This is a genomic window from Mesorhizobium sp. 113-3-9 (assembly GCF_016756515.1).
Classification (GTDB): domain Bacteria; phylum Pseudomonadota; class Alphaproteobacteria; order Rhizobiales; family Rhizobiaceae; genus Mesorhizobium.
In genome coordinates this window covers 1,159,163-1,184,465 of record NZ_AP023246.1, presented here as the reverse complement: position 1 = coordinate 1,184,465, position 25,303 = coordinate 1,159,163, and the positions used below count along the sequence as shown (strand labels likewise).

Here is a 25,303-nt window from a genome sequence, read left to right as displayed (position 1 = left end):
TCCTTCCCCCCTTGTGGGGGAAGGTGGATCGGCGCGTAGCGCCGAGACGGTTGAGGGGTGGGTGACGGAGTGTCGTCAGTGCCAAGCTGGAGCACCCCTCATCCGACCTCGCTTCGCGAGGCCACCTTCTCCCACAAGGGGGAGAAGGAAGAAGGCGCAGCTCACATCACCTCGAATACGAACGTCTTCACCAAAGCATCCGGCTCGGCGATGGCATAGCAGCGGAACCACGGGCTTTGCTCGACCAGGCGCCATTTGCCTGCCCGTTCCAGTTCGTCGAACACCGCCTGGAAGCCACCGCTTTCAAACACCTGGTCGCGTACGGTGAAGATGGCGTGGCCACCCTTTTTGGTGATGCGCACCAGATCGTGCAGGCCGGATGCCGGAGCGTGGCTGATGGTGAACACGCCCGTCGAGAAGAAGGCCCGGAAATGACCGTCCGGCCATGGCAGCGGTCCACCCAGCATCGCCTGTTTCAGCTCGCTGAAGGCGTTGCGGCTGCCGGCGATCTTGAGCATGTCATCCGACAGGTCGAGCCCGGCAATGTCACGATAGCCAAGCGCCTTCAGCGACGGCCCCGACAGGCCGGTGCCGCAGCCGGCGTCGAGCAGCGGCCCTTCACCGGTCGGAACATAGCGCGCCACCCAGGCGGTGATCAGGAAGGGGAGCAGATAGCCGAGCGAGGCGGTCTCGCTGTCATAGGTCGCGGCCCATGCGGCGTAGGCCTGCGCCAGCGATTCCGGCGTGTCGGCGCCATAGACGGAATCCAGCGCCGCATTGGCTTTGTCGACGATCATGAGACCTCCCGAACCTGTATGTCGACAGGATCGTAACCCTGTCCGCGTCCAAAGACTATTCCTCGTGCTGGCGGCGCAAGCGCCGCTCCAGCGCCCTCAGCGCCAGCGACAGGCCGACGGTCAGGATGAGATAGATATAGGCTGTTATCGAATAGGTCTCGAAGAAGCGGAACGAGCCGGCGGCATAGACCTTGCCCATCTGGGTGATGTCGGCGACGCCGAGCACCGAGACCAGCGAGGAATCCTTGACCAGGGCGACGAAATCATTGCCGAGCGGCGGCAATATGGTGCGGATCGCCTGCGGAAACACGATCAGCCGGAAGCGTTGCGCGCGGCTCAGGCCAAGTGCCTTGGCCGCTTCGATCTGGCCCTTCTCGACCGACTGGATGCCGGCCCGGAAAACCTCCGAGATGAAGGCCGAGTAGCCGATGGTCAACGCCATGATGGCGCGCCACAGCAGCGACACGTCGCGCACCAGAAGCTCGCCGAGATAGCCGGCGTTTTGCAGCGGCGCGGTCAGCGCGTTCCAGGCCGCGACGAAGCCCGGTGCACCGGCAAAGGCGATCCAGAACAGCAGCACCAGGATCGGCACGCCACGGATGATCTCGACATAGAAGCGGGCGATCTGGCGCAGCCAGGGCGACGCGGACAGGCCCATCAAGGCGATGCCGAGGCCGATGATCGACGCCAGGGCGAAAGCGACCACAGTGACGAAGACGGTGACGCCGATGCCCTTGGCGACGGTGGTGAAGACCTGGGCGTAGAGATCGCTGGCCGCGATGAACAAAGCCGCCGCCAGGGCAAGGGCAGCGGCAACGGCAAGCCACCAGGGGAATTCGGCTTTGGTGGAGGAAGACGAAGGTGCCATCAGGCGCGGCTGGCAAGGCAGATATCGCGAAGGTCAGGTGCCAAGGCACCCCCTGTCCTGCCGGCAGGGCAGAGGGGGGTGCTCAAGCGCAAACTCAGCGCGATTTCCCGCACAGGCACTGCTGTCAACAACAGGGCCTACTGCCCCATCTTGTAGTCAAGAAACCACTTCTTGTTCAGCGCGTCGAACGTCCCGTCCGCCTTGAGAGCCGCGATCGCGGCGTTGACCGGCTTCACCAGGTCCGACCCTTTCGGGAAAATGAAGCCGAAATCCTCGGTGCCGAGCGGTCCGCCGATGAGCTTCAGCTTGCCCTCTGACGCATCGACATAGCCCTTGCCGGCGGTGCCGTCGGTCAGCACGACATCGACGTCGCCCGACTTCAGTGCCTGCACCGTGGCGCCGAACGTCTCGAACAGTTTGATGCGCGGGTTCTGCTCATTGCCGTCGAGCACGCTGTAGACGGCGGTGTAGAAAGGCGTGGTGCCGGCCTGCGCGCCGATCAGCCCGTCCTTGAAGGCACCGAAGGTCTTGGCGTCGGTGAAGCGGCTTTCGTCGCCGCGCACCAGCATGAACTGTTCCGAGCGCATATAGGGGTCGGAGAAATCGACCTTCTCCTTGCGGTCGTCCTTGATGGTGATGCCGGTCATGCCGATGTTGTACTGGTTGTCGGAAACGGCCTGGATCATCGCGTCCCAGGAGGTGTTCTGGTACTCGACCTTGAAGTTGAGCCGCTTGGCGATCTCGTTCATCGCGTCATATTCCCAGCCGATCTGCTTGCCTGTCTTGGCGTCGATGAACTGCAGAGGCGGATAGGCGTTTTCGGTCACCACCACCACCTTTTTGCCGCCGAGGTCGGGCAGCGCCTGCGCGAAAGCGGCAACAGGCGCCAGGACGAGGGCAAGCAGGCCGGCCAGCAGCAGTTTCGACTTGGTCATGACACACTCCCGAAAATTGAAAGCGCCCGGATGGGCTTACAGGAAATCCGGCGCCGACTTTAGCTTTCCGCAAACGCCATGCAAGACGGTCCGCTGCGTCAGCGCGCGTGAAAGGGGATTCCAATGCCCTCAATTCAGGGATTTCGGGATGATCTGCTTATCTCGAGCCGGAGACCGGCGCTTCCGCATCCGCTGATCGATCATCGGTCGCAGCGTTGCGCAGACCGGCGACAAGATGGGTGAGTGTTGCGTGCAGCGCTTTCACTTCGCCAGGCTCCAACGGCACGCTGCAGGCAAGTGCAGCGGACACATCCTTCATGTGAGCACGCAGCGCCTGGCCCTTGGCCGTCGGTTCGACGAGCACCCGGCGCTCGTCGGCGGCATCGCGCCGGCGGGTGACGAGCCCACCCGCCTCCATCCGCTTGAGCAGTGGCGTCAGCGTCGCGGAATCCAGGCCCAGCGCTTCGCCAAGCGCGCCAATGGTGCTCGGCGCGTGCTCCCACAGCGCCAGCATCACCAGATATTGCGGATAGGTGAGACCAAGCGGCTCGAGCAGCGGGCGATAAACCTTGGTCATCAGCCCGCTCGCCGAATAGAGCGCGAAGCACAGCTGCTGATCGAGCCGCGGCACGTGAAATGTCCCAGCGGCCTCCGCCGGGACATCCTTGGCTCTCGTTTCGACTTTTGTCGTCATGCCGCCTTTACCGAAAGCGCTACGTCGACATTGCCCCTGATGGCGTTCGAATAGGGGCAGATCTTGTGTGCCTCCGATACAAGCGCCTCCGCGGCCGCCTGATCAAGGCCTTTCGTCTCCGCCGCGAGCGCGACACCGAGCTTGAAGCCCTCGCCATTGGGAAGCAGGTTGACGGTGGCGGTTATCGCCGCATCCTCGAGCGGCAGCTTCTGTTTGCGCGCGACGAAGCGGATGGCGCTTTCGAAGCAGGCAGCATAGCCGATGGCGAAAAGCTGCTCGGGATTTGTGGCGCCGCCCGGCCCACCAAGCTCCTTGGGCATCGCCAGATCGACCTTGAGCAGACCATCGCTGGTCTCGCCATGGCCGGCGCGGCCACCAGTGACGTGAGCCTGTGCGGTATAAAGTGCCATATCATGTCTCCAATTATCTTGTGCACTATTATTTAGTACACAAGGTAATATGCCGTCAACACCCGGATCCAATTTCCGAGGCCTGAGCGTTCACAGTCTGGTTAAACGAAAAAAGGCGGCCGAAGCCGCCTTTTTGAATGAGATTGCCGAAAATCTTATTCGGCCGGGGTCGCTTCAGCGGCCTTGGCGGCCTCAGCTTCGGCGGCGGCCTTCTTCTCGGCGGCTTCCTTGGCGGCCGTCTCGGCGGCCAGCGCCTGGGCAGCGGCGACCTTCTCGGCCTCGATGCGGGCCTTCTCGGCGTTCAGCGCGTCGCGCTCCTCATCGTTGAGCTTGCGGGCGCGCACGCCGGTGTTTTCCGAAATACGGGCCGACTTGCCGCGACGATCGCGCAGGTAATAGAGCTTGGCGCGACGCACCTTGCCGCGACGCACGATCTCGACACCCTCGACCATCGGCGAGTAGACCGGGAACACGCGCTCGACGCCTTCGCCGTAGGAGATCTTGCGGACGGTGAAATTTTCCTGGAAGCCGGAGCCGGCGCGGGCAATGACGACGCCCTCATAGGCCTGGACGCGGGTGCGGGTGCCTTCGGTCACGCGGACCTGGACGCGCACGGTGTCGCCGGGCTGGAATTCGGGGAGCTTGCGCTTGGCTTCGATCTTGGCGGCCTGCTCGGCCTCGAGCTGACGGAGAATATCCATCTCAATAGTCCACTTCTTGTTCTTCCGACAGTCAGAGCGCCCTGCGCTCGCCTTGCAGTTCCATCGACCGCTCGGCTATGTCCTTTGTCTCCGAGACATTTTTGTCTCCAAGACATCGGACAGGGGCGACTACACCGTCATTGTTGACGGGCCCGGCAGATTTTTCTTCCGGTTCGGCGCGCACATACAGCTATTTCGGCGCTTTGTCACGCCCGAGCGCGAGTCTTTTTTGCCTGCATGGCACCATTGTATTACCGGCCTTGCCGGGTTGCGCCCGCCAGCCAGGCTTCCTAAGCCTGGAATACCACAGTTTCCGCGGCGGCATTCCATGTCTGTCTTCGACGCCATCCTGCTTTTCCTGGCGGGCTTCCTGTCCGGCGCTGCCAACGCGGTCGCCGGCGGCGGCACCTTCATCACCTTTGGCGCCATGACATTGGTCGGCGTGCCGCCGATCGTCGCCAACGCCACCTCGTCGGTTACCCAATTTCCAGGCTACATCACCTCGACGCTCGCCTATCGGGACGACATCAGGCATTTCTGGCGCGGCGCCCTGCTGCTCTGCCTCATCTCGGCGATTGGCGCACTGGCGGGCGCCCTGATCCTGCTGGCGCTCGACAATCCCTCGTTTCGCGTCCTGGTGCCGTGGTTGCTGCTGGGCGCAACGGCGCTGTTTGCCGCCGGACCATGGCTGAGACCGGCGCCAAAACCCGGCCAAGAGGCATCGGTGAGCTCACTCGCCGGCTCGCTGGCGCAATTCACCACCGCTATCTACGGCGGCTTCTTCGGCGCCGGCATGGGCGTGATGATGCTGGCAACGCTTGGCCTGACGCAGGCCGGCGATTACCACCGGCTGAATGCGCTGAAGAACATGCTGGCGGTGGTCATCGCGGCTGTCGCCATCGTCGTCTTCGTCTCGGGTGGCGTCGTCGCCTGGCCGCAGGCAATCGTCATGATCCCCGGCGGCGCGCTGGGCGGCTATGCCGGCGTCTGGATCGCCAAGCGCGTGCCGCAGAACGTGGTGCGCGGCTTCGTCATCGCCGTCGGCCTGTTTCTGGCGTTTTATTATTTCGGCAAGGGCTGATCGCCGAGCAGATCCGGCCGCCGTTCTTTCGTCAGCGCTTCCGACTCCGCACGCCGCCATGCCGCGATCTTCTTGTGATTGCCGGAGATCAGCACGTCGGGAATCTCCCGTCCCTCGAATTCCTGCGGCCTTGTGTAGTGCGGATGTTCGAGCAGGCCGTTTTCAAAGCTCTCTTCCTCGCCGGACACGGCGTTGCCCATCACGCCGGGCAACAGCCGCACCACCGCGTCGAGCAGAACAAGCGCCGCCGGCTCGCCGCCGGAAAGGATGAAATCGCCGATAGACACCTCTTCCAGGCCACGAGCCTCGATCAGCCGCTGGTCGACACCCTCGAAGCGGCCGCACAGGATGACGGCGCCCGGCCCGGCGGCAAGTTCACGCACCCGCGCCTGCGTCAGCGGTTTGCCACGCGGGCTCATCAGCAGGCGTGGACGCAAATCGCCTCCCACAGAGGCGTGGTCGATCGCCCTGGCCAAGACATCGGCGCGCATCACCATGCCGGCGCCGCCGCCGGCCGGCGTGTCGTCGACGGTCCGGTGCTTGTCGGTGGCGAAGTCGCGGATCTGGATGGCTTCCAGCGACCATGTGCCCGCCTCGAGCGCGCGGCCCGCCAGCGACAGGCCGAGCGCGCCGGGAAACATCTCGGGATAGAGCGTCAGCACCGAAGCCTTGAACGTCACCGGTTGCCCCCGGCGTCGCGCGGTCCGCGCGGCCTGCCCTTGGGGTCGAAATCTTCCTCGCGCGGCGCTTCGCCATCCTCGTCCTCGACCAGCCCCGCTGCCGCCGGATCGACGCGGACAAAACCCTCGGCGATCGACACCTGCGGCACGGCGGCCTGCGTGAACGGGATCAGCACACCCTTGCGGCCGGAAAGCGTCACATCGAGAATGTCGCCGCCACCGAAATTGTGCACCGCGACCACCTTGCCGAGCGCGGCACCCGTATCGTCGCGGACTTCCAGCCCGATCAGGTCGGCATGATAGAACTCGTCCTCCTCGCCATCGTCGGGCAGCATCGAGCGGTCGACGAACAGCTCCGTGCCGGCGAGCGCCTCGGCCGCGTTGCGGTCGCTGATGCCCTTGAAGCGCACTACGACGACGGTGTTGGCCGGCCTTATGTCCGTTATCTGGAAGGCGCGGCCATCCCTGGCATAGAGCGGTCCGTAATCGGCCAGCGCCATCGGCTCGCCGGTGAAGGTTTTCACCCTGAGTTCGCCCTTGATGCCGTGGGCGGCGCCGATAACGGCCATCTGGACGGGGTTTTGCGGCTTGCTCATCGCGAAATATCCTTTGGCCTCCTCTAGCCCCAGCCCGGCGTCATTTCAATGATCGCCCGCTGTCATTTCAATGACGGGCTCTTCACCGCTTCCTAACCCGAATACTCGAAAATGCCGTCATGCAGGAATTCCTCATCCCGGCCAAACCCGATCTCCAGGCGGCGCGTGAAAGCTGGCTGAAGATGCTCGCGCGTGAACGTCGCCTGTCACCCGAGACAGTGGAAGCCTATGAGCGCGACACGCGCCAGTTCCTGCATTTCCTTACCGGCCATTGCGGCGGCTCGCCGGGCATTTCCGATATCGCCAATCTGCGCCCGGCCGATCTGCGCGGCTTCCTTGCTGCCCGCCGCAACGAAGGCGTCGGCGCCCGCACGCTCGGCCGGGGTCTCGCCGGCATCCGTTCGCTGCTGCGTTTCCTGGAACGGCGCGGTCTCGCCAATGCGGCGGGTGCCACTGCCCTGCGCGCGCCGCGCCAGCCCAAGTCGCTGCCCAAACCACTGACGGCGAGCGACGCCAAGCACGTCGTGTCGATGGAAGGCCAACTGGCGGAAGAGCCCTGGATCGCTGCCCGCAACGCCGCCGTGCTGACGCTGCTCTACGGCTCGGGCTTGCGCATCTCGGAAGCGCTCGGCCTCGCCGGCGCCGATCTGGCCTCGGAGGCCGACACCGTGCTGCGCGTCACCGGCAAGGGCGGCAAGACGCGGCTGGTGCCGGTGCTGCCGGTGGCGCTCCGGGCAATCGCCGAATACCGCCTGCTCTGCCCCCATCATCTCGACCCGAAAGGCCTGTTGTTTCGCGGCGCGCGCGGCGGCCCGCTCAACCCGGCCATCATCCAGCGCGACATGGCGAAACTGCGCTCGGCGCTCAACCTGCCCGACACCGCGACGCCGCACGCGCTGCGCCACTCCTTCGCCACGCATCTGCTCGGCAGGGGCGGCGATTTGCGCACCATCCAGGAACTGCTCGGCCATGCCAGCCTGTCGACGACGCAGATCTACACCGGCGTCGACACGGCGAGGCTGCTCGAAATCTACGAATCGGCGCATCCGAGGGCGTGAACGCCGATGGCGCCGCACAAGTATCGGTGGCCTCGCAAACATTCGCGATTAGCCGAAGCGTTCCCAACTTCGTCATCCACGGGCGGAGCAGCGGCGTCGCGGCGTCGCGGAGACCCGAGGATCCATGCCGCGACCTTACTGACGGGTGCAGCGGAGCAGGATTCTGCACCGTTGCGGCGCTCGAGAGTCCCGGCATGGATCCTCGGGTCTACGCCGCGTCGCTTCGCTCCTTGCTCCGCCCGTGGATGACGAAGTCACAGCCGGTCGAAGACAATTTCAATCCCCTAATTAACCGTTTTGCCGCTTTTCACCTCTAGAAAAGGTGTCATGAAACGCGTCATTGCCATCGCCGACCGCGCAGCTTCCATCTCGCTGAAGCTGCTTGTCGCGCTCAACGTGCTGTTTTTCCTGTCCTTCCTTGCCGTGCTGTTGTTCGCGACCGGCAGGGCGCATGCGGAAATCCCGACCTGCACCGGCGCCGACATGGTGTCGGCCCTGCGGAAGAGCAGCCCTGCCGCCTACAGCAAGATCGAGGCGGAAGCCGCCGCGACGCTCAACGGCAAGGGCCTGTTGTGGAAGCTGGAAAAACCAGGCGAGCAGCCATCCTACCTGTTCGGCACCATGCACATGACCGACCCGCGCGTCACCACGCTGCCGCCGCAGGCGCAGAAGGCTTTTGACGCCGCCGGCACCCTCATCATCGAGACCACCGACGTGCTCGACAAGCAGAAGATGATGACGGCGATGCTCAAGGAGCCGGACCTGATGATGTTCACCGACTCCACGACGCTGTCGTCCTTGCTGTCGCCGGACGAAGCGGCGGCCATGAATGCCGCGCTCGATGCGCGCGGCATTCCGCCGGCAACCGTCGCCAAGATGAAGCCGTGGATGCTTTCGGCCATGATGGCGCTTCCGGCCTGCGAACTCGCCCGCCAGTCCGGCGGCGCCCCGGTGCTTGACGTCAAGCTGGCCGAGGGTGCCAAGGCCGCCGGCAAGCCGGTCGAAGGTTTGGAAACGGCCGAGAGCCAGCTGCGCGCCATGGCCTCGCTGCCGCTCGCCTTTCACATGAAGGGCCTCGTTGACACGCTGAAGCTCGGCGACAAGGTCAACGACATCAATGAGACCATGATCCTGCTCTACCAGCGCGGCGAAACCGGCATGTTCTGGCCGCTGTTCCGCGCCGCCATGCCCGAAGAGCAGAACGACGCGGCCGGCTATGCGGCCTTCGAGGAAACCATGATCACCAGCCGCAACAAGGTGATGATCGATCATGCCGAGCCGATCCTGGCCAAGGGCAACGCCTTCATGGCGGTCGGCGCGCTGCACCTTCCCGGCCCGGAAGGACTGGTCGAGGATTTCCGCAAAGCCGGCTATACTGTCACCGCCGTCAATTGAGTCGGATGGCAGCGGAAGGACCCAAACGCCGCGTTTTCGGCGCTTTCCTTCCCTAGCGTGAAACCCATTCAACGGTTGCGCGTTGATGGCTGTTGATTGATTATTTTCATCCACGGAGGACACTTTTATGGCGAATCCATCGAACGACACTCCCAGGCCAAGCGGCGGTGGCGGCAGCCCCTGGCTGATTGCGCTGGTCGTCGTTATCCTGGCGATTGTCGCGTATTACGTTTTCGGCAGAAGCGGCGAGCATCCGGCACCCGCCGAAGCGCCGGCGGCCAGCACACCGGCACCGGCCCCTGCGCCCGCTCCGGCACCAGAGCCAGCACCGGCTCCCGCGCCAGCTCCGGCCCCAGCGCCAGCACCCGCGCCTGCTCCGGCACCAGCGCCCGCACCCGCTCCGGCGCCTGCACCGGCCAACTGATCGGCTCGATACCAGATACAAACGGCCCGCTGAAAAGCGGGCCGTTTTGCTTTGAGCGATGACGCTTGGAAGGCCTTTCCAGAAACTCGCTCCGGTGAGTCAGCTGGTGTGGTTTTCGAGAACCGGAGCGCAGCGGACATTTGGGTCCGTGAGCAGCGCATGACCCCGAAAATCGGTCCGATTTTCGGAAAGGATCATGCGCCAGTCAAAAGTGTCACAGCGTCCTTTGCGCGTCCAAGAGGGCGCGCGGCGCTGTGAGAAGCGGAGAAAGCCGCACCAGATGGCCGCCGGAGTAGAGCTTATGAAAGGCCTCAGATATGGATCGGCTTGAAGAAGGTGGCCAACGCCGCTTCCTTCACCGCTTCCGACATCGTCGGATGCGCATGGCAGGTGCGGGCGAGATCCTCCGACGAGCCGCCGAACTCCATCAGCACCGCCGCCTCGTGGATCATCTCGCCGGCACCGAAGCCGACGATATGCACGCCAAGCACGCGGTCGCTGGCCTTGTCGGCAAGGATTTTCACGAAGCCGTCGGTGTGCAGCATGGCGCGTGCCCGGCCATTGGCGCTGAACGGGAATTTGCCGACCTTGTAGTCGATGCCGGCCTTCTTCAGTTCTTCCTCGGTCTTGCCGACCGAGGCGATTTCGGGGCTGGTGTAGACGACACTCGGAATGACCTCGTAGTTCACATGGCCGGCCTGGCCGGCAATGGTTTCAGCCACCGCCACGCCCTCGTCCTCGGCCTTGTGCGCCAGCATCGGCCCGGCGATGACATCGCCGATGGCATAGATACCAGGCACGTTGGTCTTGAGATGCCCGTCGGTCTTGACCCGGCCGCGCTCGTCGACCTCGACCCCCGCTTCCTTGAGACCAAGAGTGTCCGAAAAGGCGCGGCGGCCGGTGGCGATCAGCACGACATCGGCCGCGATGGTCTCGGCGGCGCCGCCCTTCACCGGCTCGAAGGTGACGGTCGCACCCTTCTTGGCCTTGGCGACGCCGGTGACCTTGGCGCCGAGCTTGAACTCGAAGCCTTGCTTGGAGAGCAGCCGCTGGAACTGCTTGGACACCTCGCCGTCCATGCCACCGAGGATCGTGTCGAGGAACTCGACCACGGTGACCTTGGCGCCGAGCCGCGCCCACACCGAACCGAGCTCGAGCCCGATGACGCCCCCGCCGACCACCACCAGATGGCCGGGAACCTTGTCCAGCGACAGCGCGCCCGTCGACGACACGATCACCTTCTCGTCGAAATCGACCTTGACGCCGGGTATGCCGGCGACATCCGAACCGGTGGCGATGACGATGTTCTTCGTCTCGATCTCCTCGACCTTGCCGTCCTCGCCGGTGACCGACACCTTGCCGGCCGCGAGCACCTTGCCGTTGCCGCGAAAGCTATCGATCTTGTTCTTCTTGAACAGGAAGGCGACGCCGTTGACGTTGGACGACACAGTCGCATCCTTGTGCGCCATCATCTTCTTCAGGTTCAGCTTCGGTGCGGCGATCTCGACACCGAGCGTATCGAAGGAATGGCCGGCCTCGGCGAACATTTCGGAGGCATAAAGCAGCGCCTTGGACGGGATGCAGCCGATGTTGAGGCAGGTGCCGCCGAAGGTCGCGTTCTTCTCGACCACCGCGACCTTCAGCCCGAGCTGTGCCGCCTTGATGGCGCAGACATAGCCGCCGGGTCCCGATCCGATGATAACGACGTCATAAGCCATGATACTGTCCTTCTGTTTTGAGCATGATGCCGAAAAGTGCGACGCGGTTTTCGGATAACATCATGCTCGAACTGCTTGAGAGCGCTCAGCGGCCGCCGCTGACATTCAGGATCGCGCCTGTCGTATAGGACGCGGCGTCGGATAGAAGATAGAGAACGGCAGCGGCGACTTCATCGGCGGTGCCGGCTCTTTTCATCGGCAGCGTGTCCTGGATCAGCGCCACCCGGTCCGGCTGTCCGCCGGAGGCGTGGATGTCGGTGTCGATGATGCCCGGCCGCACCGCGTTGACGCGGATGCCTTCCAGCGCCACCTCGCGGGCGAGCCCGACGGTGAGCGTGTCGATGGCGCCCTTGGACGCGGCATAGTCGACATAATTGTCCGGCGCGCCCAGCACCGCCGCGGCCGACGAGATATTGACGATCGCTCCGCCCTTGCCGCCATGGCGTGTCGACATGCGCTTGACCGCCTCGCGGGCGCAGAGGATGGAACCGACGACATTGATGCGCATCATGCGTTCGAGCCGTGCCACGCTCATCTCGTCGACGCGCGCCTTGGCGTCGACGATGCCGGCATTGTTGACGAAGGCATCGAGCCTGCCCCAGGTGCGGTCCACCGCGTCGAAGATGGCCAGTATATCGGCCTCGCTGCCGACATCGCCCTTGACCGAAAAAGCGTCGCCGCCGGCGGCCTTGATGTCGCCGACCAGCGCATCGGCGGCAGCCCGGTTCGAGGCATAGTTGACTGCCACGCGATAGCCGGCCTTGGCCCCGAGCCGGCAGACGGCGGCGCCGATGCCGCGACTGCCGCCGGTGACCAACAGCACTTTTTGCGCCTCGCTCATTCCTGACATCCCTTCAGCGTGAACACATCCGACGGCACTTTCGAGAATCCGCTGCCGCCATAGGCGGTTGACTGATGCAGCATCGGACCGAGATCCGGCAGGATCAGCGTCTTCGGCGCCTCGACGCCTTCCGCCGGCAAGAGCCCGATGCTGCCCTTGTCGTCCGACGTATAGATGACGCCATGCCAAGGGGTACAGGCGTCGAGTTCATCGCCCGTGGTGTCGCCTTCCGGGCATTTGTACATCAGCGCGCCGTTAGGCCTGGAAACACCTTCGTTCCACATGACGATGCCGTTCAGCACCACATTGTTGTCGAGGATCATGCGGAATGTATTGGTGACGGTGGCCGAGGTGCCAGTCGGGGTAAAGTCGATCTCGCTGCCGCTTTGAGGGTCGCCGTAGACGGCGAGTTCGATCGGACAGGCGGCGAAAGCGTTGGCTGAGATCATCGACGCGCAGACCGCTATCGATGCAGTCGACAGGCATTCCGACAAGAACGAACGGATCGTCACGGTTATCCGCCTTGAACAGCTTGATCGAGTATGAAGATCGTCGAGAGAAAATAGTCTATTTCGAACGCAATGTTGCCATTGCCGTCAAACGGAATGGCGTTCACCTCATATTTAAGGGTCAAGTTACGAGAACTCTCCGCCAGCTCAATATAGATGTCGCGTTCCCGACCACCGCCGATTGTCCACTTGAATTCGCTCCTGTTCAGGAACTGCAGAGCCTTGGGCAAGGTATGTATGGCTATCGGCTTTGTGCCTGCAAAAGTCACGGGATGCCGACCCACATCGACGTCCAGATTGCCATGCCAAGTCGCCATCATTCCACCCGGTTGCAGTCTTCCGAAGACAGGTTCGACGTTAATCGACCGCAAACGATAATCAGGGCTGAAGAAGAACTCGCAATTCGCGCCGTAGATGCACCAGGCGGATTCGGTGTCTCCGTGGCGAAAATGATTGTCCGCCCGCACGTCCTCCGGATCGATCAAGCCTCGAACCGTTTCACGGCTGCTTTTACCGAGCGCGACAGGCCCTGCCCGGCCTGTCGCCAGAAGCTCGAACAGGTCGATTGGCTCGACAGACTCAGCCACCGCAACAGACCTAGAGATCGAGCACGAGCCGTTCCGGATCCTCCAGGCTTTCCTTGACGCGCACCAGGAAGGTCACGGCTTCCTTGCCGTCGACGATGCGGTGGTCGTAGCTCAGCGCCAGATACATCATCGGCCGGATCACGATCTGGCCGCCGACCACGACCGGCCGGTCCTGGATCTTGTGCATGCCCAGAATGCCCGACTGCGGCGCATTGAGGATCGGCGTCGACATCAGCGAGCCGTAGACGCCGCCATTGGAGATGGTGAACGTGCCGCCCTGCATGTCGGCGACCGACAGCTTTCCGTCACGCGCCGCGATGCCCAGCCGGCCGATTTCCTTCTCGATCTCGGCGATCGACATCTGGTCGGCATCGCGCACGACCGGCACGACGAGGCCCTTCTCGGTGCCGACGGCGACGCCGACATGGGCAAAGTTCTTGTAGATGATGTCGCTGCCGTCGATCTCGGCATTGACCGCCGGGATTTCCTTCAGCGCGTGCGTGACGGCCTTGGTGAAGAAGCCCATGAAGCCGAGCTTCACGCCGTGCTTCTTCTCGAACACGTCCTTGTACTTGGCCCGCAGCGCCATCACCGCCGACATGTCGACCTCGTTGAAGGTGGTGAGCATGGCGGCGGTCGACTGCGCTTCCTTGAGCCGCCGCGCGATGGTCTGACGCAGCTTGGTCATGCGCACGCGCTCTTCGCGCGAGGCATCGTCGCCGGAGGATGGCGCACGCACCGCGATCGGCGCCGGAGCCGCCTTCGGCGTCTCGGCCGGCTGCGACGGCGCGCCCTTGGAGATGGCGTCGAGCACGTCGCCCTTCAGCACCTGGCCACGCTTGCCCGAGCCGGAAAGCTGGTCGACCGACAGATTGTTCTCGGCGATCAGTTTTGCGGCGGCCGGCGCCGGCGGCATCGAGCGCGGCTCGACCGCGCCATCGCCGGCGATCTTGGCGGTCTCGGCCGCGGCCTGCTTCGTGGTCTGCGCCGCATCCGGGCTCGAAGCCTGGGCCACGGCCTGCGGCTTGGTCGCGGGTGTGGCGGCGGCGCCACCGGCCGAAATCGACCCCAGAAGCGCGCCGACGCCAACCGTTTCACCTTCCTTGACCGCGATCTCCGAAAGGATGCCCGCAGCCGCGGCCGGAACCTCCACCGTCACCTTGTCGGTTTCGAGCTCGACCAGCGGTTCGTCGACGGCAATGGCATCGCCGACTTTCTTGAACCATTTGCCGATGGTCGCCTCGGTGACGGATTCGCCGAGAGTGGGAACGCGGATTTCGGTAGCCATTGTGCCTGTCCGTTCTTGTCGGTTCTGTTCTATTCGCCTGCTTTATTCGCCGAGCGCGTCTTCGAGCAAGGCGGCGAGCTGGGCTAGGTGCTTGGACATCAAGCCGGTCGCCGGCGACGCGGCCGCCGGCCGGCCGGTGTAGCGCACCCGCTGATGCTTGGCGTCGATATGGGCCAGCACCCATTCCAGATACGGGTCGATGAACGACCAGGCGCCCATGTTCTTGGGCTCCTCCTGGCACCACACCATCTCGGCGTTGCGGAAGCGGGACAGTTCGGTGATCAGCGCCTTGGCCGGGAACGGATAGAGCTGTTCGACGCGCAGCAGATAGATGTCATTGATGCCGCGCTTCTCGCGCTCCTCGTAGAGGTCGTAATAGACCTTGCCCGAGCACAGCACGACGCGGCGGATCTTGGAATCCTTGGTGAGCTTGATCGCCTGGTTGGGCAACAGCTGCGCGTCGTCCCACAGCAGCCGGTGGAACGAGCTTTCGCCCGAGATTTCCGGCAGCGTCGACACCGCCCGCTTGTGGCGCAGCAGCGACTTCGGCGTCATCAGGATCAGCGGCTTGCGGAAGTCGCGCTTCAGCTGCCGGCGCAGGATGTGGAAGTAGTTGGCCGGCGTGGTGCAGTTGGCCACTTGCATGTTGTCTTCGGCGCAAAGCTGCAGGAACCGCTCCAGCCTGGCCGACGAATGTTCCGGGCCCTGGCCTTCATAGCCATGCGGCAAGAGACAAACGAGGCCGGACATTCTGAGCCACTTGCGCTCGCCCGACGATATGAACTGGTCGAACACCACCTGGGCGCCGTTGGCGAAGTCGCCGAACTGCGCTTCCCACAAGGTCAGCGCCTTCGGCTCGGCGAGGCTGTAGCCATATTCGAAGCCCAGCACCGCCTCTTCCGACAGCATCGAGTTGATGACTTCGTAGCCGGCCTGCGCCGCCGACAGATTGTTGAGCGGGATGTAGCGGGTCTCGTCGCGCTGGTCGTAGAGCACGGAATGGCGCTGCGAGAAGGTGCCGCGCTCGGAATCCTGCCCCGACAGGCGGATCGGATTGCCGTCGAGCAGGATGGCGCCGAACGCCAGCGCCTCGGCCGTCGACCAGTCGATGCCTTCGCCGGACTCGATCGCCTCGCGGCGGTTCTCGAGAAAGCGGATGATGGTCTTGTGCGCCTCGAAACCCTTCGGCACCTCGGTCAGCTTCTTGCCGATTTCCTTCAGCGTCTTGACCGGCACGGCGGTCTTGCCGCGCCTTTGTTCGTCCTGGTTGTCGGCCGTGCGCAGGCCGGACCAGGCGCCATCCAGCCAGTCGGCCTTGTTGGGCTTGTAGTGCTGGCCGACTTCCCATTCGGATTCCAGATGCGCGCGCCAGTCGGCCTTCATCTGGTCGAGCTCGGCCTGGGTGATGTGGCCCTCGGCGATCAGACGGTCGCCATAGATCTGCACCGTCGTCTTGTGGGTGCGGATGTTGCGGTACATGATCGGCTGGGTGAAGGCCGGTTCGTCGCCCTCATTGTGGCCGAAGCGGCGATAGCAGAACATGTCCACGACCACCGGCTTGTGGAACTTCATGCGGAATTCGATCGCCACCTTGGTGGCGTGGACCACGGCTTCCGGGTCATCGCCATTGACGTGGAAGATCGGCGCCTCGATCATCTTGGCGACGTCGGACGGATAGGGCGACGAGCGCGAGAAGCGCGGATTGGTGGTGAAGCCGATCTGGTTGTTGATGATGAAATGCAGCGTGCCGGCGACGCGGTGGCCGCGCAGGCCCGACAGGCCGAGGATTTCGGCGATCACGCCCTGGCCGGCGAAGGCGGCGTCGCCATGCAGGAGCAGCGGCAGCACCTTGGCGCGCTCCTCCAGCGGCACGATCTCCTCGCGGCCGCGGCCGAACAGGTAATCCTGCTTGGCGCGCGCCTTGCCCATCACCACCGGGTCGACGATTTCCAGGTGGGACGGGTTGGCCGTCAGCGACAAATGGACCTTGTTGCCGTCGAACTCGCGGTCCGACGAGGCGCCGAGATGGTACTTCACGTCGCCCGAGCCCTCGACCTCGTCGGGGGCTGCCGAGCCGCCCTTGAACTCATGGAAGATGGCGCGGTGAGGCTTCGCCATCACCTGGGAGAGCACGTTCAGGCGGCCGCGATGGGCCATGCCGAGCACGATCTCCTTCATGCCGAGCTGGCCGCCGCGCTTGACGATCTGCTCCAGCGCCGGGATCAGCGCTTCACTGCCGTCGAGGCCGAAGCGCTTGGTGCCCTTGTACTTGACGTCGATGAACTGCTCGAAGCCTTCCGCTTCGACCAGCTTCGAGAGGATTGCCTTCTTACCGGTGGCGGTAAACGAGATTTCCTTGTCGGCGCCTTCGATGCGCGCCTGGATCCAGGCCTTTTCCTCGGGGTCGGAGATGTGCATGAATTCGACGCCGAGCGTCGAGCAATAGGTGCGGGTCAGGATCTCCAGCATCTGCCGGATGGAGCCGAATTCGAGCCCGAGCACATTGTCGAGGAAGATCGGCCGGTCGTAGTCGGCTTCGGTGAAACCGTAATTCTCGGGCGACAATTCATTGTAATCCTCGAGCGGCTTGGCGATGCCGAGCGGGTCGAGATTGGCGTGCAGATGGCCGCGCATGCGGTAGGCACGGATCATCATGATGGCGCGCACCGAATCGCGCGTCGCCTGGTGCACGTCGGCGTCGGAAAGAACGACACCGTTGGTGACCGCCTTGTCCTTGACCTTCTTTTCCAGATGCTTCTCGACAATGCCCCAATTGCCGTCGAGCGCCGACACCAGCTCGCCATTGGCCTGCAGCGGCCAGGAGGGCTTGGCCCAGGAGGCGCCCTTGGCATTCCTGCGTACATCGCCGGCATCGTCCTTCAGGCCCGCGAAGAACTCCTGCCATTCGGGATTGACCGAGGCGGGGTCATCCTCATAGGCGGCATAGAGCGCGTCGATGTAATCGGCGTTGCCGCCATAGAGGAATGAGGTGAGCGAAAATTGGTCGTTGGCCTGATCTTGTCTTGCCATGTCGTTTCAGCGGAGCCGCGCTCCGTCTCCTTACGTTTGCGGCAGGGCCGCGATAGTGGGCGGTTCACCCGCCCTTCTTGTCCCCTCAAAAGCCAACGAACCGTCGTTGGCCCTCATTCCATAACCGGCGCCAGATTCAGCCCTTGATGGCTTCAACCAGCGTCGTGCCAAGCCGCGCCGGTGACGGCGAGACCTTGATACCGGCCGATTCCATTGCCGCGATCTTGTCCTCGGCGCCGCCTTTGCCGCCGGAGATGACCGCGCCCGCATGGCCCATGGTACGGCCCGCCGGCGCCGTGCGCCCGGCGATGAAGCCCGCCATCGGCTTCTTGCGGCCACGCTTGGCTTCGTCCTTGAGGAACTGCGCGGCGTCTTCCTCGGCCGAGCCGCCGATCTCGCCGATCATGATGATCGACTTGGTCTCGTCGTCGGCGAGGAACATCTCGAGCACGTCGATGAACTCGGTGCCCTTGACGGGATCGCCGCCAATGCCGACGGCGGTGGTCTGGCCGAGGCCGACATTGGTGGTCTGGAACACGGCCTCATAGGTAAGTGTTCCCGAGCGCGAAACAACGCCGACCGAGCCCTTGCGGAAGATGTTTCCGGGCATGATGCCGATCTTGCATTCGTCGGGCGTGAGCACGCCGGGGCAGTTCGGCCCGATCAGCCGCGAGGTCGAGCGGTCGAGCCGCGCCTTGACCTTGACCATGTCCATCACCGGAATGCCCTCGGTGATGCAGATGATCAGCGGGATTTCCGCCTCGATCGCCTCCAGGATCGCTTCGCCGGCGCCCGCCGGCGGCACATAGATGACCGAAGCGTTGGCGCCGGTCTTTTCCTTGCCCTCGGCGACGGTGGCGAAGATCGGCAGGCTTTCGCCCTTCGACCCGGTCCAGGTCTCGCCGCCCTTCTTGGGATGGATGCCACCCACCATCTTGGTGCCGTGATAGGCCAGCGCCTGTTCGGTGTGGAACGTGCCGGTCTTGCCGGTCAGGCCCTGCACCAGCACCTTGGTGTTCTTGTCGACGAGAATGGACATCGGAGCCCTTTTCTAAAAGCCGTTGATCGAGGAAGGCGAGACGCGCTTGTAGACGCCGCTCACCATGTCTTGCCATGCATCGCTGCCGGCGGGTTTGAAATGCAATCGCATGCGGTAGGTGTCGGCATCGTCAAAAATATACGTCACGCGCGCCGAACCGCGCGGTGATGACCGCTCCAGATTGAGCTCGCCGCCGTTCCACGTGCCCGTGGCCGGCGAGGCCGGCACGAAGCCCATCGAATCGAACTGGTGCATGGTGACGACGCTGTTCTGCTGGTCGAAGCCGAACACGTTGTGCGAACCGAAGGAAATCGTGCCGTCGCGGCGCTGGCGATAGCGCTGCACCACGAACAGGCCGCCGAACTGTGCCTCAGCCAGCACCTCCGATGTCGCCGTGCCGCCATCGGCCCATTGTGTGTCCGCCACCTCTTCCTCGCCACGCCACGCGCCGACCAGCGCCTGTAGGCGCAGGTGATCGGCCGAGAGCGAGGAGAAGGAAGCCGCGTTCATCGGTCAGAGCCGCTTCAGGTCGGTGACGGTGAGATCGCTCTTGGCATTGCCGGTGTTGAGCGTCGTCGACGGCTCGAACATCAGCACCACGGGCTCTTGGGTCAGCGAACGCGGCCGATGCTCGACGCCACGCGGCACGACGATGAAATCGCCCTCGCCGAGCTCGACCGGACCGTCGCGGAAATCGATGGCGATGCGACCGCGCAGCACGAGGAAGGCTTCGTCCTCATGCTCATGCGCGTGCCAGTCGAAAGCCTCGCCGAACTTGGCGACCTTCGCCTGGCTGTCGTTGACGTCGCCGGCGATGTGCGGATCGAAGACCTTGCTGATCTTTTGATCCGCCGCCTCGACCAGATTTATCTTGCGCGGAGGCATCCGCTCAGCCCTTCACCGCCGCCACGATCTTCTTGGCCGCGTCATCGAGATCGTCGGCCGACACCACGTTCAGGCCGCTGTCGTTGATGATCTTCTTGCCGAGCTCGGCATTGGTGCCTTCCAGGCGCACCACCAGCGGAACCTTGAGGCCGACTTCCTTGACCGCGGCAATCACGCCCTCGGCGATGATGTCGCACTTCATGATGCCGCCGAAGATGTTGATCAGTATGCCTTTGACCGCCGGGTCCTTGGTGATGATCTTGAACGCCGCCGTCACCTTCTCCTTGGACGCGCCGCCGCCGACATCGAGGAAGTTGGCGGGTTCGGCGCCATAGAGCTTGATGATGTCCATCGTCGCCATGGCAAGGCCGGCGCCGTTGACCATGCAGCCAATATTACCGTCGAGCGCGACATAGGCGAGGTCGTATTTCGACGCCTCGATCTCCTTCTCGTCCTCTTCGGTGGTGTCGCGCAGTTCGAGCACGTCCGGGTGGCGGAACAGCGCGTTGTTGTCGAATGACACCTTGGCGTCGAGCACGCGCAGCCGGCCATTCTTCATCACGATCAGCGGGTTGACCTCGAGCAGGCTCATGTCCTTCTCGACGAAGGCCTTGTAGAGGATCGGGAACAGCGTGCCGCCATCCTTGGCTGCGTCGCCGTCGAGCTTGAGGGCCGCGTTGAGCTTCTTCACATCATCCGCCGTCACGCCCTTTTCCGGGTCGATGGCGACGGTGATGATCTTTTCCGGCGTGTCATGGGCGACCGCCTCGATGTCCATGCCGCCTTCGGTCGAGACGACGAAGGCGATGCGGCCGACCGAACGGTCGACCAGGATCGAAAGATAAAGCTCGCGCTCGATGTCGGCGCCGTCCTCGATATAGAGACGGTTGACCTGCTTGCCGGCCGGGCCGGTCTGCTTGGTCACCAGCGTGTGGCCGAGCATCTCGTTGGCGTTGGCGACGACGTCGGCGACCGACTTAGCCAGCCGCACGCCGCCCTTGGCGTCGGGCGACAGTTCCTTGAACTTGCCCTTGCCGCGGCCGCCGGCATGGATCTGGCTCTTCACCACATAGAGCGGGCCGGGCAGCGCTTGTGCCGCGGCTTCGGCCTCGCTTGCCTTGAACACCGGCACGCCTTCGGCCACCGGCGCGCCAAAGCTCTTCAGCAGCGCCTTGCCCTGATATTCATGGATGTTCATGGGGAACTATCTCCAGGTCTTTGCCGGGGTTGTTTTTGGCAGGGTTACTTCGAGGCGAGTTGCGGCGCGATCTTGACGCAGGCCTCGGTCAGGCCCTGCACCGTCGCCACCGAGCTTTCGAACATCTTCTGCTCGGCCTTGTTGAGGTCGATCTCGATGATGCGCTCGACGCCGCCGGCGCCGATCACCACGGGCACGCCGACATAGGTACCCTTGACGCCATACTGGCCGGAGAGGTGCGCCGCGCAAGGCAGCACGCGCTTCTTGTCCTTGAGATAGGCTTCGGCCATCTGGATTGCCGAGGCGGCCGGCGCGTAATAGGCCGAGCCGGTCTTGAGCAGGCCGACGATCTCGGCGCCGCCGTCGCGGGTACGCTGCACGATCTGGTCGAGCTTCTCCTTCGAGGTCCAGCCCATCTTCACGAGGTCGGGCAGCGGAATGCCCGAGACCGTCGAATAGCGGATCATCGGCACCATGGAATCGCCGTGGCCGCCGAGCACGAAGGCGGTGACGTCCTCGACCGAAACCTTGAACTCCTCGGCCAGGAAATAGCGGAAGCGCGCGCTGTCGAGCACGCCGGCCATGCCCACGACATGGGTCTTGGGCAGGCCCGAAAACTTCTGCAGCGCCCACACCATGGCATCGAGCGGGTTGGTGATGCAGATGACGAAGGCCTTCGGCGCGTACTTCTTGAGACCGGCGCCGACCTGTTCCATGACCTTGAGGTTGATGCCCAGCAGGTCGTCGCGGCTCATGCCCGGCTTGCGCGGCACGCCCGCGGTGACGATGCAGACATCCGCGCCCTCGATGCCGGCATAGTCGTTGACGCCGGTCAGCCGGGAGTCAAAACCATCGACCGGCGACGACTGCGCGATATCGAGCCCCTTGCCTTGCGGGATGCCCTCGGCAATATCGAACAGCACCACGTCTCCGAGGTCCTTGAGGCCGATCATATGGGCGAGCGTGCCGCCGATCATACCCGAGCCGATAAGCGCTATCTTGTTGCGTGCCATGTGAGGATGTTTTCCCTTTGTCTGTGACTGCGCCGAAATCTTTGACGACTTGATGACGGTGCCGAGGAAGAGGCCGGAATGCTGAGGAAACCCGCGAGATTTCGCCGCACCCAATAGCCCCGGTGCAAGATAAATTCAATCGATTATTTTGGAGTGAGCGTTTTCAATCGGTTAGATGGTTTGGGATTTACGTAAACGTCAAAATTCGTAAGACGATTTGCCTGAGATTACACAATTAGGATGACAATCAGAAGGCTTGAAGAGGTGATGACGCCGTTGTGATGCTGGCCGCCGAGGATGTGAGCTTCAAAACTCGGCGAGAAAAAGGAGCGAGAAGGATCGCGGCCTTTCGGAAAATGTCCCCTTACGCCTGCGCGCGCGACGCTTCCGGGGCGAGCTTCTCTTTCCGCCGCTCAGCCCAGTCTTCCAGCCAATCGCGACTCTGCATCTCGATCAGGCGTGACGCGGTGCGTTCGAACTCGAACACCTCGACACCGCGCTTGGCCACGTAGAGCTCTTGCGGCGGCGCCTCGGCGCTCACCACCAGGCGCACATGGTGGTCGTAGAGCGTGTCGATCAACAGGATGAAGCGCTTGGCCTCGTTGCGCTTGCCCTCGCCCAGAACCGGAACGTGGTCGATGAAGACCGTCGAGAAGCGTCCGGCGATCGCCAGGAAATCGCGCGCGCCGAGGGGTTTTTCGCAGAGATCGGCGAAGGCAAACCGTGCCGCGTCGCCGGCGGCTGCCGGCACCACGACTTGCCGGCCCTTCAGCGTCAGCGATGTCGCGGCCGTCGGCATGCCGCGCGTCATCGTCTGCCAGGCCTCGTCGAGCGCGCGGTCGGCTTCCGCGTCGGCCGGCATGACATAGACCGGCGTCCGGGCGAGCTTTTCCAGCCGGTAATCCTTGTCGCTGTCCAGCGACAGCACCTGCGCGTGCCGTTCCAGTATGCCGATGAAAGGCAGGAACAGCTGGCGGTTGAGCCCGTCGCGGTAAAGATCCTCCGGCGCCACGTTCGAGGTGGCGATCAGCACCACGCCATTGGCGAACAGCGCCGAAAACAGCCTGGAAAGGATCATCGCGTCGGCGATGTCGGTGACGGAAAACTCGTCGAAGCACAGCACCCAGGCTTGCTCGGCCAGGGCTTTTGCCACGGGTGGGATCGGATCGTCTTCCTTGACGTCACCGTTCTTGCGCGCCTGCCGATGCTTCTGGATGCGGTCCTGCACGTCGGCCATGAAGTCGTTGAAGTGGACGCGACGCTTGCGCCGGACCGGCAGCAGCTCGAAGAACATGTCCATCAGCATCGTCTTGCCGCGGCCGACGCCACCATGGATGTAGAGGCCCTTGACGATTTCCCGCGTCTCGCGCTTGCGGGCAAACAGCCAGCCCAGCGCACTGGATTTGTGCGCCAGCCGTTTTGCCGAGATTTCCGATGTCAGCCGGTCGAGCGCGGCGGCAATGCGCTCCTGCGCCGGATCGCGCTCGATCGCGCCGGTTTCCACCAGATGGTCGTAGCGCTGCCTGACGGTCGCATGGGTCTGGAGGCCGTCACGCAGATGCATCGGTCACGTCGTTGTTCAGAGCAGGATGCTCCGGGGAGAACTAATGTGTTTGAGATTCAGGTCAGGCCAAGCCGAGAATGTCGGCTTTCGAGAAGCCGCCGTTCACAGGCCGGCATCACCTGAATATCGGCATATCCAGCTTACCTTGTAAGCGAAATCGGCTGCCCGCTGGAAGTCTGACCGTCGAATTTCGAGCCACCCGAGGAATAGAGCCGCGCCAGCGAACCGCCATTCTCGTCATAAAGCGTCAGCTGCTTGCCGGCGACATTCCACGACTTGATGCCATCGATCGGCGCCGGGCAGTGCAGCGGCCCGGCGCGGAAGCCGGCGCCGAACTTGGTCTGCGGCGTCGCGATCTTGCAGCTCTGGCCGGAAACGCTGGCGTTCCAGACGCCGGCGACGCTTGCCGCGCTGAGATCCGAGGCACCGGCGGGTGCCGAGCCGTCCGGCGGCAAGGATGCGACCTGCGTATTCGCCGGGGCGGTCGGGAACTGCGACGGGTCGGTGGCGCCGGGCGAGGCCGGCGGCGGCAACTGGTTGGAGGTCACCTGGCCAGCCGGGGCCGGCTGCAGCGGCGCCGGCTGCTGGTCGTCCATCGACGAGAACCGTGAGGTTGAGCAGCCACTCGCAACGAGCGCCGCCAGCGATGCGGCCACCAGGCCGCTTTTCGAAAAATTCATTCCAACCTCCGTCGGATCCGGCTGGGGGGACGCCGTCCGCGCAATCTCTCACCTCCACCAAGATGGAGAAGGTGGCGAAATTTCAACCCGATATGGTTAAAATAGGGTTTGTAGCAAGATTTGTTGCAAATTTATCGCAATCAGGATGGACCGGGCGGCTTGCTGCTCGGCCTCCGCGATCCCAGCTTCCGCCTTCGCCATTCGGCGCTTGCACCGATCGGCACAGGACCTATGTCTAGGGGCCGAAACGCTGGAGCAGACCTTGGCCGCGAGAAAGAAAGCCGCCAACCGCTATTACAGCGGTCCGCCCAGCGATCATTTCGATGGCACCTTGTTCTTCAATCCGGGCGGCCGGATGCCCGGCCGCTTCGTGGATCTGCTGAAATGGCAGTTCAACGGCCAGCGCGCGAAATGGCCCGCGACGAGTCCGAGCCCCTTTTCGCAGGCAAGGCCAGCCGCGAAGGTCGAGGGTGCCGAACTCACGGTGACCATGGTCGGTCACTCCACCCTGCTGATCCAGACCGCCGGGCTGAACATCCTCACCGATCCGGTCTGGTCGCAACGCACCTCGCCGTTTTCCTTCGCCGGGCCACGACGCGTCAATCCGCCGGGCATCGCCTTCCCCGACTTGCCGCCGATCGACCTCGTCCTGGTCAGCCACAATCACTACGACCATCTCGACCTCGCCACGCTGAAGCAGCTCAAGGCCGGCCATCATCCGCTGGTGGTCACCCCGCTCGGCAACGATGTCCTCATCGGCGAGGCGGTTCCCGGCATGCGTCTTTCGGCATATGACTGGGGTGACAGGGTCGATCTCGGTAACGGCGTTTTCGTCCACATCGAGCCGGCGCATCACTGGTCGGCGCGCGGCGCGCGTGACCGGCGCATGGCATTGTGGGCCGGCTTCGTCATCGAGACGCCGGGCGGAAAAATCTATTTCGCCGGCGACACCGGCTTCCACGACGGCATCAACTACCGGCTGATGGCGGCGAAACATGGCGGCTTCCGCTTCGCCATCCTGCCGATCGGCGCCTACGAGCCGCGCTGGTTCATGGCGCCGCAGCACCAGAACCCGGAGGAAGCGGTGCAAGGCATGAAGCTGTGCGATGCCGCCTTCGCCGCCGGCTGCCACTGGGGCACCTTCCAGCTCACCGACGAACCGATGGACGAGCCGGTCCGCAAACTTGCCGAAGCGCTTGACGCCGAGGGCATCCCACAGGAGCGCTTTCGAGCCCTGCGGCCTGGTGAAGTGTGGAGAGTGCCTTGAACTCCGGCAGGGTTTGACGTCTACCCACGAGGGTTTCGCCCACCA

General features: G+C 63.7%; 25 protein-coding genes. 4 read left to right on the top strand and 21 right to left on the bottom strand.

The genetic code is table 11. The annotated features are described in order from the left end of the window. Positions 1-161: 161 nt before the first annotated feature. The 6 genes from MesoLj_RS05665 to rplS all read right to left on the bottom strand — a co-directional run bounded on the left by MesoLj_RS05665 (position 162) and on the right by rplS (position 4,405). Positions 162-797, bottom strand: a complete 636-nt coding sequence (locus MesoLj_RS05665) for a class I SAM-dependent DNA methyltransferase (RefSeq protein ID WP_202325368.1) — start codon at positions 795-797, stop codon at positions 162-164. 55 nt (positions 798-852) lie between these two features. Continuing rightward, positions 853-1,665, bottom strand: coding sequence for an amino acid ABC transporter permease (locus MesoLj_RS05660; RefSeq protein ID WP_202325367.1), 813 nt, complete (start codon positions 1,663-1,665; stop codon positions 853-855). A 137-nt stretch (positions 1,666-1,802) separates the two neighbouring features. Then, a complete protein-coding gene (locus tag MesoLj_RS05655; RefSeq protein WP_140776073.1) occupies positions 1,803-2,600 on the bottom strand; it encodes a transporter substrate-binding domain-containing protein in 798 nt (265 codons plus the stop codon). A gap of 157 nt (positions 2,601-2,757) precedes the next feature. Next, positions 2,758-3,294, bottom strand: coding sequence for a MarR family winged helix-turn-helix transcriptional regulator (locus MesoLj_RS05650; protein ID WP_202325366.1), 537 nt, complete (start codon positions 3,292-3,294; stop codon positions 2,758-2,760). Next, positions 3,291-3,704 carry an organic hydroperoxide resistance protein gene (locus tag MesoLj_RS05645; RefSeq protein WP_056574646.1) on the bottom strand — a complete coding sequence of 138 codons (414 nt, stop codon included), beginning with the start codon at positions 3,702-3,704 and terminating at the stop codon, positions 3,291-3,293. Before MesoLj_RS05645 ends, MesoLj_RS05650 begins: the two co-directional genes overlap by 4 nt. 155 nt (positions 3,705-3,859) lie before the next feature. Further along, complete coding sequence (gene rplS, locus MesoLj_RS05640) at positions 3,860-4,405, bottom strand: 50S ribosomal protein L19 (protein WP_027042867.1); 546 nt, start codon at positions 4,403-4,405, stop codon at positions 3,860-3,862. 328 nt (positions 4,406-4,733) lie between these two features. Between rplS and MesoLj_RS05635 the strand changes: the two genes are divergently transcribed. Then, complete coding sequence (locus MesoLj_RS05635; RefSeq protein ID WP_202325365.1) at positions 4,734-5,486, top strand: sulfite exporter TauE/SafE family protein; 753 nt, start codon at positions 4,734-4,736, stop codon at positions 5,484-5,486. On the opposite strand, the gene trmD is transcribed toward MesoLj_RS05635, so the two are convergent. Both trmD and rimM read right to left on the bottom strand, forming a co-directional pair. Next, positions 5,468-6,166 carry a tRNA (guanosine(37)-N1)-methyltransferase TrmD gene (trmD, locus tag MesoLj_RS05630; protein WP_202325364.1) on the bottom strand — a complete coding sequence of 233 codons (699 nt, stop codon included), beginning with the start codon at positions 6,164-6,166 and terminating at the stop codon, positions 5,468-5,470. The two genes, MesoLj_RS05635 and trmD, sit on opposite strands and share 19 nt — an antisense overlap. Beyond that, positions 6,163-6,762, bottom strand: coding sequence for a ribosome maturation factor RimM (rimM, locus tag MesoLj_RS05625; protein ID WP_140776079.1), 600 nt, complete (start codon positions 6,760-6,762; stop codon positions 6,163-6,165). Before rimM ends, trmD begins: the two co-directional genes overlap by 4 nt. 119 nt (positions 6,763-6,881) lie before the next feature. Between rimM and MesoLj_RS05620 the strand changes: the two genes are divergently transcribed. Beyond that, positions 6,882-7,820, top strand: a complete 939-nt coding sequence (locus MesoLj_RS05620; protein ID WP_202325363.1) for a tyrosine recombinase XerC — start codon at positions 6,882-6,884, stop codon at positions 7,818-7,820. A 327-nt stretch (positions 7,821-8,147) separates the two neighbouring features. After that, positions 8,148-9,215, top strand: a complete 1,068-nt coding sequence (locus MesoLj_RS05615; RefSeq protein ID WP_202325362.1) for a TraB/GumN family protein — start codon at positions 8,148-8,150, stop codon at positions 9,213-9,215. A gap of 735 nt (positions 9,216-9,950) precedes the next feature. Here the strand turns inward: MesoLj_RS05615 and lpdA are convergent. From lpdA to MesoLj_RS05550, 13 genes are all read right to left on the bottom strand, one after another. Next, the gene (lpdA, locus tag MesoLj_RS05610; protein ID WP_202325361.1) at positions 9,951-11,357 is read right to left on the bottom strand and encodes a dihydrolipoyl dehydrogenase; all 1,407 of its coding nucleotides are present in this window, start codon (positions 11,355-11,357) and stop codon (positions 9,951-9,953) included. 85 nt (positions 11,358-11,442) lie between these two features. After that, positions 11,443-12,198 carry an SDR family oxidoreductase gene (locus MesoLj_RS05605; RefSeq protein WP_140776083.1) on the bottom strand — a complete coding sequence of 252 codons (756 nt, stop codon included), beginning with the start codon at positions 12,196-12,198 and terminating at the stop codon, positions 11,443-11,445. Then, positions 12,195-12,647, bottom strand: coding sequence for a hypothetical protein (locus MesoLj_RS05600; protein ID WP_244735513.1), 453 nt, complete (start codon positions 12,645-12,647; stop codon positions 12,195-12,197). Before MesoLj_RS05600 ends, MesoLj_RS05605 begins: the two co-directional genes overlap by 4 nt. Before the next feature lie 65 nt (positions 12,648-12,712). After that, positions 12,713-13,294, bottom strand: a complete 582-nt coding sequence (locus MesoLj_RS05595) for a hypothetical protein (protein WP_140776085.1) — start codon at positions 13,292-13,294, stop codon at positions 12,713-12,715. Positions 13,295-13,304: 10 nt separating this feature from the next. Next, positions 13,305-14,582 carry a 2-oxoglutarate dehydrogenase complex dihydrolipoyllysine-residue succinyltransferase gene (odhB, locus tag MesoLj_RS05590; protein ID WP_202325359.1) on the bottom strand — a complete coding sequence of 426 codons (1,278 nt, stop codon included), beginning with the start codon at positions 14,580-14,582 and terminating at the stop codon, positions 13,305-13,307. A 42-nt stretch (positions 14,583-14,624) separates the two neighbouring features. Further along, positions 14,625-17,612, bottom strand: coding sequence for a 2-oxoglutarate dehydrogenase E1 component (locus MesoLj_RS05585; RefSeq protein ID WP_202325358.1), 2,988 nt, complete (start codon positions 17,610-17,612; stop codon positions 14,625-14,627). Between the two features lie 136 nt (positions 17,613-17,748). Next, a complete protein-coding gene (gene sucD / locus MesoLj_RS05580; protein WP_140776088.1) occupies positions 17,749-18,651 on the bottom strand; it encodes a succinate--CoA ligase subunit alpha in 903 nt (300 codons plus the stop codon). Between the two features lie 12 nt (positions 18,652-18,663). Then, positions 18,664-19,161 (bottom strand): DUF1579 family protein, encoded by a 498-nt coding sequence (locus tag MesoLj_RS05575; protein ID WP_202325357.1) that lies wholly within the window; start codon positions 19,159-19,161, stop codon positions 18,664-18,666. 3 nt (positions 19,162-19,164) lie between these two features. Then, positions 19,165-19,536: a cupin domain-containing protein gene (locus MesoLj_RS05570; RefSeq protein ID WP_202325356.1), complete on the bottom strand. Its 372-nt coding sequence runs from the start codon at positions 19,534-19,536 to the stop codon at positions 19,165-19,167. 4 nt (positions 19,537-19,540) lie between these two features. Beyond that, complete coding sequence (gene sucC, locus MesoLj_RS05565; RefSeq protein WP_140776091.1) at positions 19,541-20,734, bottom strand: ADP-forming succinate--CoA ligase subunit beta; 1,194 nt, start codon at positions 20,732-20,734, stop codon at positions 19,541-19,543. 44 nt (positions 20,735-20,778) lie between these two features. Continuing rightward, the gene (mdh, locus tag MesoLj_RS05560) at positions 20,779-21,747 is read right to left on the bottom strand and encodes a malate dehydrogenase (protein ID WP_056574603.1); all 969 of its coding nucleotides are present in this window, start codon (positions 21,745-21,747) and stop codon (positions 20,779-20,781) included. 364 nt (positions 21,748-22,111) lie between these two features. Continuing rightward, complete coding sequence (zapE, locus tag MesoLj_RS05555) at positions 22,112-23,311, bottom strand: cell division protein ZapE (RefSeq protein ID WP_202325355.1); 1,200 nt, start codon at positions 23,309-23,311, stop codon at positions 22,112-22,114. A 140-nt stretch (positions 23,312-23,451) separates the two neighbouring features. Further along, positions 23,452-23,991: a protease inhibitor Inh/omp19 family protein gene (locus MesoLj_RS05550; protein ID WP_202325354.1), complete on the bottom strand. Its 540-nt coding sequence runs from the start codon at positions 23,989-23,991 to the stop codon at positions 23,452-23,454. Between the two features lie 262 nt (positions 23,992-24,253). On the opposite strand from MesoLj_RS05550, the gene MesoLj_RS05545 reads away from it, so the two are divergent. Next, on the top strand, positions 24,254-25,258 hold the full coding sequence (locus tag MesoLj_RS05545; protein WP_202325353.1) for an MBL fold metallo-hydrolase: 1,005 nt from the start codon (positions 24,254-24,256) through the stop codon (positions 25,256-25,258). The last annotated feature ends 45 nt before the right edge of the window (positions 25,259-25,303 follow it).

What these genes read in the sequence shown, in the direction of transcription:
- MesoLj_RS05655 (WP_140776073.1), bottom strand. Translation starts at nt 2,600, where the DNA reads ATGACCAAGTCGAAACTGCTGCTGGCCGGCCTGCTTGCCCTCGTCCTG.
- MesoLj_RS05645 (WP_056574646.1), bottom strand. Translation starts at nt 3,704, where the DNA reads ATGGCACTTTATACCGCACAGGCTCACGTCACTGGTGGCCGCGCCGGC.
- MesoLj_RS05665 (WP_202325368.1), bottom strand. Translation starts at nt 797, where the DNA reads ATGATCGTCGACAAAGCCAATGCGGCGCTGGATTCCGTCTATGGCGCC.
- lpdA (WP_202325361.1), bottom strand. Translation starts at nt 11,357, where the DNA reads ATGGCTTATGACGTCGTTATCATCGGATCGGGACCCGGCGGCTATGTC.
- MesoLj_RS05615 (WP_202325362.1), top strand. Translation starts at nt 8,148, where the DNA reads ATGAAACGCGTCATTGCCATCGCCGACCGCGCAGCTTCCATCTCGCTG.
- MesoLj_RS05585 (WP_202325358.1), bottom strand. Translation starts at nt 17,612, where the DNA reads ATGGCAAGACAAGATCAGGCCAACGACCAATTTTCGCTCACCTCATTC.
- zapE (WP_202325355.1), bottom strand. Translation starts at nt 23,311, where the DNA reads ATGCATCTGCGTGACGGCCTCCAGACCCATGCGACCGTCAGGCAGCGC.
- MesoLj_RS05650 (WP_202325366.1), bottom strand. Translation starts at nt 3,294, where the DNA reads ATGACGACAAAAGTCGAAACGAGAGCCAAGGATGTCCCGGCGGAGGCC.
- MesoLj_RS05570 (WP_202325356.1), bottom strand. Translation starts at nt 19,536, where the DNA reads ATGCCTCCGCGCAAGATAAATCTGGTCGAGGCGGCGGATCAAAAGATC.
- MesoLj_RS05605 (WP_140776083.1), bottom strand. Translation starts at nt 12,198, where the DNA reads ATGAGCGAGGCGCAAAAAGTGCTGTTGGTCACCGGCGGCAGTCGCGGC.
- MesoLj_RS05635 (WP_202325365.1), top strand. Translation starts at nt 4,734, where the DNA reads ATGTCTGTCTTCGACGCCATCCTGCTTTTCCTGGCGGGCTTCCTGTCC.
- MesoLj_RS05660 (WP_202325367.1), bottom strand. Translation starts at nt 1,665, where the DNA reads ATGGCACCTTCGTCTTCCTCCACCAAAGCCGAATTCCCCTGGTGGCTT.
- mdh (WP_056574603.1), bottom strand. Translation starts at nt 21,747, where the DNA reads ATGGCACGCAACAAGATAGCGCTTATCGGCTCGGGTATGATCGGCGGC.
- MesoLj_RS05550 (WP_202325354.1), bottom strand. Translation starts at nt 23,991, where the DNA reads ATGAATTTTTCGAAAAGCGGCCTGGTGGCCGCATCGCTGGCGGCGCTC.
- MesoLj_RS05600 (WP_244735513.1), bottom strand. Translation starts at nt 12,647, where the DNA reads ATGATCTCAGCCAACGCTTTCGCCGCCTGTCCGATCGAACTCGCCGTC.
- rplS (WP_027042867.1), bottom strand. Translation starts at nt 4,405, where the DNA reads ATGGATATTCTCCGTCAGCTCGAGGCCGAGCAGGCCGCCAAGATCGAA.
- rimM (WP_140776079.1), bottom strand. Translation starts at nt 6,762, where the DNA reads ATGAGCAAGCCGCAAAACCCCGTCCAGATGGCCGTTATCGGCGCCGCC.
- MesoLj_RS05620 (WP_202325363.1), top strand. Translation starts at nt 6,882, where the DNA reads ATGCAGGAATTCCTCATCCCGGCCAAACCCGATCTCCAGGCGGCGCGT.
- MesoLj_RS05575 (WP_202325357.1), bottom strand. Translation starts at nt 19,161, where the DNA reads ATGAACGCGGCTTCCTTCTCCTCGCTCTCGGCCGATCACCTGCGCCTA.
- sucD (WP_140776088.1), bottom strand. Translation starts at nt 18,651, where the DNA reads ATGTCCATTCTCGTCGACAAGAACACCAAGGTGCTGGTGCAGGGCCTG.
- sucC (WP_140776091.1), bottom strand. Translation starts at nt 20,734, where the DNA reads ATGAACATCCATGAATATCAGGGCAAGGCGCTGCTGAAGAGCTTTGGC.
- odhB (WP_202325359.1), bottom strand. Translation starts at nt 14,582, where the DNA reads ATGGCTACCGAAATCCGCGTTCCCACTCTCGGCGAATCCGTCACCGAG.